This window comes from Treponema primitia, assembly GCF_046533075.1.
Lineage (GTDB): Bacteria > Spirochaetota > Spirochaetia > Treponematales > Breznakiellaceae > Termitinema > Termitinema primitia_B.
The window spans coordinates 75,747-87,445 of record NZ_JAJQRB010000083.1; the positions used below are offsets into that span (position 1 = coordinate 75,747).

General features: G+C 49.6%; 14 protein-coding genes. 6 read left to right on the forward strand and 8 right to left on the reverse strand.

The window, feature by feature from the left end:
• Positions 1-63: 63 nt before the first annotated feature.
• The 7 genes from ftsA to mraZ form a co-directional block, all read right to left on the reverse strand.
• Positions 64-1,335 carry a cell division protein FtsA gene (gene ftsA, locus LQZ19_RS17055; protein ID WP_411048893.1) on the reverse strand — a complete coding sequence of 424 codons (1,272 nt, stop codon included), beginning with the start codon at positions 1,333-1,335 and terminating at the stop codon, positions 64-66.
• Positions 1,325-2,188 (reverse strand): cell division protein FtsQ/DivIB, encoded by an 864-nt coding sequence (locus LQZ19_RS17060; RefSeq protein ID WP_411048894.1) that lies wholly within the window; start codon positions 2,186-2,188, stop codon positions 1,325-1,327. The genes ftsA and LQZ19_RS17060 overlap by 11 nt, the downstream gene beginning before the upstream one ends.
• A complete protein-coding gene (gene ftsW / locus LQZ19_RS17065; RefSeq protein ID WP_411048895.1) occupies positions 2,181-3,317 on the reverse strand; it encodes a putative lipid II flippase FtsW in 1,137 nt (378 codons plus the stop codon). Before ftsW ends, LQZ19_RS17060 begins: the two co-directional genes overlap by 8 nt.
• On the reverse strand, positions 3,314-4,393 hold the full coding sequence (gene mraY / locus LQZ19_RS17070; RefSeq protein WP_411048896.1) for a phospho-N-acetylmuramoyl-pentapeptide-transferase: 1,080 nt from the start codon (positions 4,391-4,393) through the stop codon (positions 3,314-3,316). Before mraY ends, ftsW begins: the two co-directional genes overlap by 4 nt.
• Before the next feature lie 124 nt (positions 4,394-4,517).
• Entirely contained in the window at positions 4,518-4,811 is a 294-nt protein-coding gene (locus LQZ19_RS17075; protein ID WP_411048897.1) for a cell division protein FtsL, read from the reverse strand.
• Positions 4,808-5,752: a 16S rRNA (cytosine(1402)-N(4))-methyltransferase RsmH gene (rsmH, locus tag LQZ19_RS17080; RefSeq protein WP_411048898.1), complete on the reverse strand. Its 945-nt coding sequence runs from the start codon at positions 5,750-5,752 to the stop codon at positions 4,808-4,810. The genes LQZ19_RS17075 and rsmH overlap by 4 nt, the downstream gene beginning before the upstream one ends.
• Positions 5,752-6,213, reverse strand: a complete 462-nt coding sequence (gene mraZ / locus LQZ19_RS17085; RefSeq protein ID WP_411048899.1) for a division/cell wall cluster transcriptional repressor MraZ — start codon at positions 6,211-6,213, stop codon at positions 5,752-5,754. Before mraZ ends, rsmH begins: the two co-directional genes overlap by 1 nt.
• A gap of 205 nt (positions 6,214-6,418) precedes the next feature.
• Between mraZ and LQZ19_RS17090 the strand changes: the two genes are divergently transcribed.
• From LQZ19_RS17090 to LQZ19_RS17115, 6 genes are all read left to right on the forward strand, one after another.
• Positions 6,419-7,159 (forward strand): DUF8091 domain-containing protein, encoded by a 741-nt coding sequence (locus LQZ19_RS17090; RefSeq protein WP_411048900.1) that lies wholly within the window; start codon positions 6,419-6,421, stop codon positions 7,157-7,159.
• Between the two features lie 331 nt (positions 7,160-7,490).
• Positions 7,491-7,697 carry a hypothetical protein gene (locus LQZ19_RS17095; protein ID WP_411048901.1) on the forward strand — a complete coding sequence of 69 codons (207 nt, stop codon included), beginning with the start codon at positions 7,491-7,493 and terminating at the stop codon, positions 7,695-7,697.
• A 477-nt stretch (positions 7,698-8,174) separates the two neighbouring features.
• Positions 8,175-8,375 (forward strand): hypothetical protein, encoded by a 201-nt coding sequence (locus tag LQZ19_RS17100; RefSeq protein WP_411048902.1) that lies wholly within the window; start codon positions 8,175-8,177, stop codon positions 8,373-8,375.
• Positions 8,353-9,204: a hypothetical protein gene (locus LQZ19_RS17105; protein WP_411048903.1), complete on the forward strand. Its 852-nt coding sequence runs from the start codon at positions 8,353-8,355 to the stop codon at positions 9,202-9,204. The genes LQZ19_RS17100 and LQZ19_RS17105 overlap by 23 nt, the downstream gene beginning before the upstream one ends.
• A gap of 134 nt (positions 9,205-9,338) precedes the next feature.
• Positions 9,339-9,467 (forward strand): hypothetical protein, encoded by a 129-nt coding sequence (locus LQZ19_RS17110; protein ID WP_411048904.1) that lies wholly within the window; start codon positions 9,339-9,341, stop codon positions 9,465-9,467.
• Positions 9,468-10,165: 698 nt separating this feature from the next.
• The gene (locus LQZ19_RS17115) at positions 10,166-10,693 is read left to right on the forward strand and encodes a hypothetical protein (RefSeq protein ID WP_411048905.1); all 528 of its coding nucleotides are present in this window, start codon (positions 10,166-10,168) and stop codon (positions 10,691-10,693) included.
• A gap of 156 nt (positions 10,694-10,849) precedes the next feature.
• Here LQZ19_RS17115 and nifH read toward each other — a convergent pair whose 3' ends face one another.
• A complete protein-coding gene (gene nifH / locus LQZ19_RS17120; protein WP_411048949.1) occupies positions 10,850-11,689 on the reverse strand; it encodes a nitrogenase iron protein in 840 nt (279 codons plus the stop codon).
• Positions 11,690-11,699 lie beyond the last annotated feature (10 nt).

Genomic DNA, 11,699 nt, shown 5'->3' on the forward strand with positions numbered 1-11,699 from the left:
AGCTTCCCCTCCCAAATCACTTTTTTGATAAAATCTCAGGGCGTTCCCATGCGCCCCTATAGTTTAAAAAAATTCCTTTTTTAACCACTCCCATATTTTTCCGAAAAAGGAAACTTGTCCCTTTTTCTCCCGTACCTTGGTATCCGTCCCTCTATCGGGAATTTTTTCTTCATCCCGAATATTCCCTTCCAGCACTAATCCTATGGCCGTTGCAAATAACGGGCTGTTGTACCTTTCCTGCAGCCCCCCCATGGACAGGGGATTACCGATCCGCACGGGCATTCTGAAAACCTGAGCTGCCAGTTCAACCGCCCCGAGAAATTCTGCTCCGCCTCCGGTAAGCACAATTCCGCCGCCCAAGGGCCTGCTCAGCGGAAGAGCATCCAGCTTATCCTTAACCATGCGATATATCTCCGCCAGGCGGGGACGCACAATTACTGCGATCTGAGACTTCGGAATGGGCAGGGGAGGTCTTCCCCCCAGGCCTTCAATGATAATATCCTCATCATTTTCCAGCAATTCCGCCATACAGCACCGGGCGTCAATTTTAGCCCGTTCCGCATTTTCAAAGGAAATATTTTTTACAATCGATATGTCCTGGGTTATTTCGGAACCGCCCAGGGGAACCGAAATGGTTGAATAGGGGGCGCCCTGAAAGTAAACAATCACATCGGTGGTACCGCCGCCAAGATCCACCAGGGCAACCCCCAATTCTTTTTCTTCCTCCGTAAGTACCGCCCGGCCCGCAGCCAGCGTTTGCAGGACCAGATCGTTAACCCGGAACCCCGCGCGGTTAACACACTTGATCAGATTCTGTGCGCTATTGGCGGAACAGGTAATAATATGTACCTCCGCTTCCAGGGCCACACCAATCATATTCAGGGGATTCCGTATACCCGGCTGTTTATCCACAATATAAGTTTGGGGTATCACTTCCAGGATTTGGCGATCCATTGGAAAGACCATAGCCCGGGCGACTTCCAGTACCCTGGCTATATCCTCGGGTCCTATTTCCCGGTTTTCCTTTTCGTCCCGGCTCCGGCCGGTAACCGCCACAACACCCCGGGAATTCACCCCATCGACGTGGTTGCCCCCGATACCGGTCCAGCAGGCATGTACCTCCCGTCCGCTCATCATCTCCGCCGCTTCAATGGCAGCCGCCACGGACTTCAGGGTAGCTTCAATATTTACCACCACCCCTTTCCGCAGCCCCAGGGAAGGACTGATCCCCACACCGGTAATTTCAATGGTTCCCTTCTCTGTCCGTTCGCCGATAACAGCGCGGATACTGGTGGTGCCGATATCAAGGCCTACCACTAATCCATCATTGGCCAAGGGCGGCCTCCTTTTTATAGGACGCCGTACCGGTTCTGAAATCAATTTCATCCACCATAACGCCCTGTTTTATAAATACATCAATGAGCAAGAGCATATACCGAATCGTATCCTGTGTTAATTCATTCCCTACCCGGATTTTTGCGGGATAGTGAACCGGAAAAAGTACCAGTTCAAACCCATCATAGGGTTTGGCCTTGACCTGGATCTCCGAAATTGTTCCCAGCAGCTCCGGCGCCGAACTGTTCAGATGCCCCAAATCTGCGAGGAAACGCTGAAAAAGTGCGGGAAGCTTCATGCCCAGGGAGGTGTTTTCAAAGACCAGCCCCGAAATAATCGGCAGGGTATGTATGCCGTCTTCCACAATATCCCCCCCAATTTTAAAAACCACACCATATCTGTCAAAAAACACCGGCTCTATTCTGCCGTTTATCGGGGCAAGAGCCATGGCAACCGCTTTACGGTTCTCTAAAACAATTTTAACCGTATCGGGAAACTGTTTCGTTACCCGGGCGGACTCAACCTGATACAAAGCTCCCAGGGCAAGTTCCGCCCCGCGGGTATCTACGGTCATGTAGGAAGTATGGACCCCAATCCCCGCCTGGCTTAATATGGCGCCCCGGTCAAGTTCGGGGATTCCCGATATCTCTATCACCGACAGGGGCATACAGGGGGTAACCCCCAGGACCCAGATCAGCTCACCCGCCAAAATTACCGCCAGGGCAATCAGAAGCCATTTGAGCCGTCTGTCCATTTTGGAATGAACCGGATTCTCCTCCGGAGGGGAACCTCGGCCGAAGGCCTCGGCGGATGTCCCCGGCAGGGTATTTTCAAACACAAACCCCTCAGACATGGTCGACCTCCCCGTTTCGTGAAATATTAACGATAAGTCCTGCGATCAGTAATGTTATTGCCAGGGATGAACCGCCGGCGGAAAAAAACGGCAGGGGAACCCCTGTAGCGGGTACGGCCCCGGAAACCACGGCGATATTCAAAAGCGCCTGGGAACTGATCATGGTAACCAGACCGAACCCCAAAAGCCTTCTGAACATATCCTTTGACTTAATGGCCGCCCGGTATCCGTGGATCGCAAAAACGACGAAGAGTATGAAGAACAAAAATACCCCCGCAAGGCCCGCCTCTTCGGAAAAGGACGAAAAGATAAAGTCCGAATGTATCTCCGGAACGCTGGCAATTTTCCGGGTACCCTGACCAAAGCCCTTTCCCAAAAGCCCGCCGGAACCGATGGAAAGCAGGGAAGAATGAACCTGGTATCCCGCCCCCAGGGGTTCCCAGTCGGGAATAAAGAAACTAATAACCCGGCGGAGCCTATGCTCCTTAGTAAGCACTAAAAATGCGGATATAGGAGCCAGTATTATTGCGCCGCTGATAAAGTACCGATACCTCACTCCGGCAAGATAGAAAATAAATACCGCATTCGCCGCGACGAACAGCGCAGTAGAAAAGTTATTCTGCAAATAAATCAAAAAGAAAAATAGTAACGTTATCAGTGTGGGAGGCAGGATTCCCGAGATAAGAGAGTTGATACGATCCTGCTTTTTGCTGAAAATATGGGCCAGATAGAAAGGCAGGGTCAGTTTAACCAACTCCGACGGCTGAAAAGTATTAGTACTCCCTATCCGTATCCATCGGGCAGCTCCGTTTTTTGTTACCCCGATGCCGGGCATAAAGGTTAAAAGACATAAAACTGCGGTGACCACCACCATGGGAACAATCAATTTTCGCAGATATTCTAAGTTGATCCAGGATGCAACAAAGAAGACTCCCAGTCCCACGAATCCATAAAGTAACTGCCGGGTAATAAAGTACAATCCCTTCCCAAAAAACCGTTCCCCATAGGCATAGGATGCGGAATAAAGGGTGACTAACCCCACCCCGGTAAGGAGGAGAATAGCGGCGATCAAAACATGGTCCGCCCGGGATTTACGTCCGGCGCTTTCAAGGTCAAATGCTTGTATCATTGTATTTTCAATGTTGATAGGGCTATTATGGCAAACAGGCCCCCGAGGATCCAGAACCGGATGACTACCTTAGTCTCCGCCCAGCCCGATTCCTCGAAATGGTGATGAAGCGGAGCCATCTTAAAGACCCGCCTCTTCCACAGTTTATATACCAGCACCTGGATGATAACCGATGCAGCTTCCAAAACAAAAACACCGCCGATAATCAGTATCAGTATTTCTTTTTTGACAATCAGGGAAATAGTTGCCGCCACCCCGCCAAGGGAGAGACTTCCCACATCGCCCATAAATACTTCAGCGGGATGGGCGTTGTACCACAGAAATCCTATGCAGGCTCCCACCGCCGCCAGGCAGAAAACGGTTAACTCTCCGCTGCCCACAATGTAGGGTATTCCCAGGTAGGAAGAGTAGTCCACCCGGCCTGTAATGTAGGTTAGGATCGCCAGGGCAATAAAGACCAGAATCAGGAGCCCCGTAGCAAGCCCGTCCAGCCCGTCGGAAAGGTTCACCGCATTGGATTCCCCCACCAAAAGCAGTATCGCAAAGGGAACCCACAGGTTCCCCATTTCAACCACCGGGTTTTTAAAGAAGGGCACGTACAGGGTGGTGATCCCCTCTTCATCGGAATTATAGAGGATCAGTGTTATGGCTACCGCCACAACGAATTGAAGCGCCAATTTTGCCCAGGCCGGCAGCCCGTCGGAGTTATGGCGCCGCACCTTGAGAAAATCGTCGATAAAGCCGATTACGCCAAAGGCCACAAAGGCGCCCAGGGTAAGCCAGACCTTTTCATTTTCCAGATCCGTCCAGAGCAGCACCGCAATTACCGTGGAAAAGATGACAAGCACACCCCCCATGGTTGGGGTTCCGCCCTTTTTCAAATGGGTAGAGGGGCCGTCATCCCGGATAGATTGTCCTATTTTAAGTTTACGCAGAGATTCGATGATCAGGGGACCAAAAATGAAGCACAGTAACAGTGTGGTTAGAGCGGCATAGGCGCCCCTGAAAGTCAGATATTGAAAAACATTGAGGGGGGTGAAGTATTTTACCAGGGGGTATAAAAATTCTAAAAACATTTAAACTACTCCCCCCGGTATACGCTCAAGGATTTCGGTACTGCTGCCGATAATTCCGATAGGGGTAGTGCTGATACTACCCCCGGGGACGCGGCGCAAGGCTAAAATGTTCATGGGACTCCTCCTAGCCATCGATCCTCCCCCGGCCGTTTTCAATCCTGATCTGTAAAATTTCTTCCGGCTGCTTTTTCGTAAGCCCCAACTGTTCTACCGCAATATGTTCTATCCGTTCTGCGGAGGAAAACAGGGTAATTCCCGCGATAAGCCGTTTATTACTTTCGATCCATTCTTCCTGGACCACCTCAAGGCGCCGCACGTCCCGCTGCAGGGACGCATAGTTTCTGGACTGCCAAACGGAGATCACCAAAAATACGGGAAGTGTCAGGGCAAAAAAATAAAGTAATACAAACCGTCTCATGACCGTCCATCCTCATCAAATACTTTTTCTACCACCCGCAGCTTAGCGCTCCGGGAGGGCGGATTACTCCGGATCTCATCGAAACCGGGGGCAACCGCTTTCCGGGTTATAAGGTTGACAACCCGGCGGCCCTCACATCTACATATCGGCGTTTCCGGCGGACAGGTACAGTCCTTGTTTTTGTCCCGGAAAAAATTTTTCACCCGCCGGTCCTCCAGGGAATGAAAACTGATAACCCCCATACGCCCGCCGGCTTTTAACGCAGAAAGGGCCGATTCCAGCAGATCCAGCAGCCGCAGCAGTTCTCCGTTTACGGCTATCCGCAGGGCTTGGAAGGTCTTTGTTGCCGGATGCACCCTGGAACGGCGGTACTCCGCGGGAACCGCCCGGCTTACAATTTCCGCCAGGGCCACGGTACTGGTGATGGTCGCCCGGGACCGGTTTTCTACAATGGCATGGGCTATACGCCGGGAATATCGTTCCTCGGCATTGTTGTAGATCAGATCCGCCAGTTCCTTTTCCGGAAGCCGGGCGATCAGGTCCGCAGCGGTATCCCCCGCGCTGGTATCGATCCGCATATCCAGGGCCTCGTCCTTGCGGAAGCTGAAACCCCTGCCGGACTCCTCGTAATGGTACATACTCACCCCAAGATCGATGAGGATGGTATCGGGCCGTTCACTGCGGGAGGCAAAAAAATCATGGGACCAGCCGTTATAAAAGTGTATCCGGTCCCCAAATTCCTCCAGCCGCTCCCGGGCCTTTTCCTGGATATCCCTGTCCGCATCGATACCCACAATCCTGAGGCTGGGAAAGCGGGAAAGGAAGGCGTAGCTATGCCCGCCCTCCCCTAAGGTGGCGTCCGCCATCAATTCACCATCCCTACGGGGCGCGAGGTATTGGACAGTCTCCTCCAGCAAAACCGGGGTATGGGTAATGGTCATTACTCGCCGTCCTTTTCCCGCAGCAGGGCAGCGCCGAGTTTTTCGTAGGCAATTTCATATTCTTCTTTACTTTCAGTCTCATAGCTTCTATACCGGTCGGCGTTCCAAATTTCAACAAAATCATCCTGGCCCAAAACGATGCAATCCCGGATAAGTTCCGCATATTCCCGCAGGGTTTGGGGAATGGCGATGCGCCCCGCCTTGTCAATCTCAACATCCTGGGCAGGCCCGATAAGGTGACGCCGTAACGCCCGGAAGTCGGAATTAAAGGCGGAGCTGGACGTCCGCACCTTTTGCATCAGCTTATTCCATTCTTCCATGGGATAAAGCCAAATGCAGCCATCGGGTCCCTTGGTGAGCATATGATTATTGTCCTCCAGGGCTGTCCGAATTTTCGTGGGCAGGCTCAAGCGGCCTTTATCATCGAGGGTTATTTTGTACTCGCCATTTAAGGACTTCATCCTATTTTTTTCCCCTTAGATCCATTTTTTCCCACTTGAACCCACATAATCCCATTATTTTCGTTTTGAATGAAAAGGTCAACCGCCTTTCTTAGAAAAAATGTTATAATGAGTAAATAATATTTTTTTTTACTATACGGATATAAAGCATAAGGAGTCTGAAGCTTCCATGGACTCTTATTAAGCGGAGGAGTATGCTCGATCCATGATATCGCACCGCATTGGGACCGAACGGGAACAGAGTCTCCACAGGGCTTTAAAATTCCGCTATTCCGGCGCCGAGGGAGATATCGAGGTCATCAGGGCGGGATATGTCTGTGACGGGGTCAGTGGGGACGGCGAAATGATCGAGGTCCAGACCGGCAGCTTTGGTCCCCTGAAAAAAAAAGTTCCGGAACTGCTGCGCCTGGGTCCGGTACGTATCGTCCATCCCATTATTGTCCGCAAATCCATAGAGACCCGGGATGCATCCGGCGCCCTCCTCCGCTGCCGAAAGAGCCCCCGGAAAGGCACGCCCTGGGACCTTTTCAAGGCCCTGCTCTACGCTCCCGAGCTGCCCCTTCTGCCGGGCCTGGTTCTGGAACTGGCCCTGGTGGACGTAATGGAAAAGCGTATCCTGGACGGTAAAGGTTCCTGGCGCCGCAAGGGGGCCAGCATAAGCGACAAAAGCATTACCGAATACCACGAAACCATGGTGTTTAACACCCCTGGGGATTACCGTTATTTCCTCCCCTTTAAAAACCGGGAAACCTTTACGGTAAAAAGCTTGGCGGAAAAAGCGGGGATAGCGCCGGAGATTGCCCGGAAGGCGCTTTATGTTTTGATGCGGATTGGGGTGGTGGAGCGGGTTGGGAAAGCGGGGAATGCCTGGGTTTATCAAAGTATGCAGGGTCATTCGAAAAAACGCCCGCGGGGACGGGGAAGCCACGCTGCGGGATGCTTGTAGAGTCTGCTTCCGCAGCCCCGCTGCGCGGGTCTACTACAGCAGGGAATTCCAAATATCCCGCAGCGCGGCTTCCCCGTCCCCGCGGGCGCCTGTTCGCAGGAGATTCTTAACCCGGCTATCCCTTGTTGCGCTAGATGGAGTTTGGGGTGTATGGTGGGGCAAATTCGCTGCGCTCTTTGGGGTGCGGGGAACAAGCCTGGAACTCTAACAGATCCTGGGAGCTTATGAGAGAGGGGCAACCGGTCCCCTGCGGAATAACGGGTGCGCCGTCCCCACCCTGGTGCCTGAGGCAGGTCTTGATAAGCCGCCGGGGAAGCGTTATATTATGGACATGAGCGATATAAAAGAATCCGGGAACGCTATTTGGTCCTTGGCAAAAGGGTTCGCGTCGGCCTTTGACCTAACAGGCCGGACCTATGTTTCAATCCCCGATCTATCCAGAGGTCCGGAACGGGACCGGGAAGCTTTGAGAGGGGACTGGGTTCGCCTTGGCAACGACGTACGCAAATCCATGCCATTGGTGACCAATGAGCAATAAGCCCGCAAAAGAGAGCCATTCTGTATCCATGTCCTATATTGGCCCTTTGCCGCAATAGCCCCTACTATTGTATCATTAACGGGGCTTTCCTCCGTATTTATTAATTTCCGGAAAAAAACCCCTACTTCACCTCAATCTTAGACAGCCCGTCCACCGCTGCCTTTTTCATCTTGTCGTAGCCCGGGCGTATATATGGGTAATTGGCTTTTTATGTCATGATTTTTCTTTGCATTGAAGGGGGATATAGAAGTCATGGGCAGGGGAACTGATAAAATAAGCATCGAAAGTTTCATTTTATTCTTGCAATTTTAGCCCCGGTGTTGTAGGATAATACTGTTCTTGGCACATAGGCCTCATAACTCAGGGCGCCAGGGGAACGTAAGAGAGTTGATTTTTCCCCTAAGTGGGGATAAAATATGTTATACTTAACATATGGGATGTCCTTCTGGATATAAATAATAGCCCAAGGTGATCAAAATGGCAGATTTGAGTGAAATCCTAAAAGAAGCAGATGAGCTCGGTATTATCAACATTGACGTTGCATCCGGAGAACAGCTGTCTCCCAAAATGATTGAAATCGCTGTCGGAGCCACAAAACTACTTGGCCCCAAGCTTAAACAAAATGAGATTAAGGTTAAGCTCCAGAAGGCTGACAGTGAATACTTCAACAGTAGATAATTCACCCCTTAAGGATGAGCAGTGGGCGATTAAGTCGTTTCGCCCGTTGCTGAAAGCCCTTCATGTCCAAGATATGCCTTCTCCGCCGGAATTTACCCTCCTGTATATTGCTGATTATCGACATCTGGTTATTCAGGGCATGGGCCATTGTATTATAGTTATCGAGCGGTATGCTTTGCCTCAAGATGTTGGAGGTATGCTAATTACATCCTACAACAAAAGAAATAATTTCTTTCTATTGCATATTCTTATTAACCAGGAACTTGGCAAACAGGATGCAGCAACAAAACGCAATAATAAAATCGCCGCAGTACATGAGTTCACCCATACTACTGCAGCGCTTTGTGCCGTTGGAAGAACAAAGTCTGACGAACTGGTAAAACGCCTCAAGGAAATATTTAGTGCCAAATCTCATCCCCTGCTTTATGCCGACATACAAAAGGTTGCGGAGGAGCTGACCGGTACGCTTCTTGGTAAATTGCAGCAACCAGCAGCAAAACCCAAAAAGCCTTATTTTGAAGATGCCCATTACCGGCTTGGCTTTGAGGATTTTCCAATAAGTTATCCGGTTTTTTTTCAAGACTTACTGTTTTCTAAAGAGCTTTTTGAAGAATATTTTACCAAGGAAATAATCAAAAACTGTTGTAAACTGATATATGAGAATGACTCTACCGGCCTGGGAGAGATTATTAATACAATCTGTCATAATATCGCCAATGATAAAGCTCTTAGTGTAGAATTCGTAATATCGAAAACGATTGATAATATCATGTCCCATTATATCAAATACAAAAAACAAAGAGATGTTTTGTTTGAAGTTTCCAGATAAATATAAAGAGGGCTTTATGAAAAATTTAAATTTTATTTTTATTACATTTTTCGTCATTGGGCTTGCGGGATGCGCCTCTCTCGGTGAAGTTATGTATACAGAGGGCAAGCGCACCCGTGGGATCTTTCGAATTTATGCTTGTAAATGAATGCCCTTGGCAGTTGACACTTGGAACAGGATTTTCTGCACCAGTGGTAGATGGCGATGGTGGGGCAATAAAACTCTATACGCTTGCAGATGGTTCTGTAAAGGTTAGATTTTAAGGACCACTTGATCGGTACGCAAGCGGAATAAATGTTTTTGGCCTTAGTGGAGCAAATATCGATCCTTTTACCGAGGATGGCAAGACTATTATCATCCGCTACGAAACTGCAAAAGGTGGCTATACCATATATACGAAATGATCAATGAAGCTCCCCGTGGCAAGCCGTGGGATATTAAACCGTATTGGCTTTGTGCTGATTGTGCAGCAATCGATAAACCTACTCAACCAAATCGTATAATAGAAACTACAATATCAACATATGTAAATCCAAATTTCAATGAGCAGCATGAGAAACGGGTGTACGGTAACCTCCAAAAGATATTTCAGCAGAGCATTCATTTTTTTATGACCAGATTCTGTTTTTTTACAAAAAACGAAACGAAGATCCAAAGTATCTTGATTTGGCAATAAAAGCGTGTGAAGATCAAATAGCAATCTCAAAAGCAGTAATTGCATAATCCGGCCACATTTGAACACGAAATCCGAAATACTTGAACAGAAATCCGAAATTATTTGAACATCCGTCCGGCAGGACTTGAACAGAAATCCGGGAACATTTGAACACCTGTCCGGCGGGATTTGAACAGAAATCCGGAAACACTTGAACATGAATCCGGCGCATTTGAACAGTATGCCCTCCCTATTCCACAATGCTCTTAACAAGATTTTAGGAGCGTGAAGATGAGGAGATTTGCTATGGGCAAAATCAAGGACATCCTGAAGTACCGAGCTGCAGGGTTAAGCCAGCGGGAGGCAGCGGCAGCAGCCGGTGTCTCTTTGGGAACGGTGAACACCGTTCTTTCAAGGATTAAAGAGGCCGGCATCAAAGATCCGCTGGCCCGCAAGGAACACGAGCTTGGGGCCATTGTGTATCCGACGCCCCGTGCGGCAAGCTCGCCGGTTTCGGCGGGAAAGCGGCCAGAGCCTGACATGGAGTTCATCCACAAAGAGATGCAACGGCCCGGAGTTACCCTTAACCTGCTCTGGGAGGAATACAAGGCGGCGCATCCTGATGGATACGGGCGTTCGCAATTCTGCGCCCGGTATTTTACATTCCGCAAAGAAAACGAAGTCTATATGCGGAAGGCCTATAAAGCAGGAGACCAAATGATGGTTGCTATAGCCGGTTGCTGTATGTACAACGCCTCGGCAAGCATTTCCTGGGTGATAAGCCCCTTGCCTGACGCAATTCGTTTAATGGCATTTCGACCATGGCCTCTTTAACTTTTTGTGCAACCCGCTTTCTGGAGGCAGGCTTCTTCACCCTGTTATAAACTTGGGCGGACGAGGCGGAAGCCCAGATCGTAGCTCCGGCGAGACGGGGGGTTGCTGTCCTGGTTCAACGCGGTTCGCACCCGTCAGCCGGAGTTTAACGGGATTTTAAATCTTGTAGTTTCCGCTTACTTCCATCATGCCATGTTCAAAGAGAAGTTTTTCAAGGCGTTCCGCTTCAATGGGTTTTGGTATGGTGAATTTATCGTTTTCATCGACTGCCTTTGCCAGGGCGCGGTATTCATCAGCCTGTTCGCTGTCGCTTCTATATTCAATAACCGTTTTTCTGCTTAGCTCGGCGTGTTGAACAATATTATTCCGGGGGATAAGGTAGATAAGCTGACTGTTTATTTCGGATGAAAAGGCCCGCAATAAATCAATTTCATTATCAACGTTGCGGCTGTTACAGATAATGCCGCCCAGCCGGACTTCTCCTTTAAGGGCGTATTTTGCAATTCCCTTACATATATTATTCGCCGCATAAAGGGCCATCATCTCGCCCGAAGCAACGATATATATTTCCTTCGCCTTCCCTTCCCGGATGGGCATGGCAAAACCGCCGCAGACAACGTCCCCAAGGACATCATAAAAAACATAATCCAGAGTGTCATCATAGGCGCCTAGGTTTTCAAGCATATTAATTGCGGTGATAATTCCCCGGCCCGCACAACCAACTCCCGGCTCCGGGCCCCCGGACTCGACGCAGCGGATATTTTTGTATCCGATTTTTATAAGATCCTGCAACTCTACCTGTATATTGCCATTACGGATCGTATCCAATACCGTCTCCTGATGTAAACCACCCAACAGGAGCCGTGTGGAATCCGCCTTTGGATCACAGCCCACTACCATTATATTTTTATTATTTTCGGCCAGTCCCGCCGTTAGGTTTTGTGTGGTGGTGGATTTGCCAATACCGCCTTTTCCATAAATTGCTATCTGCCTCATTTTTGCCATT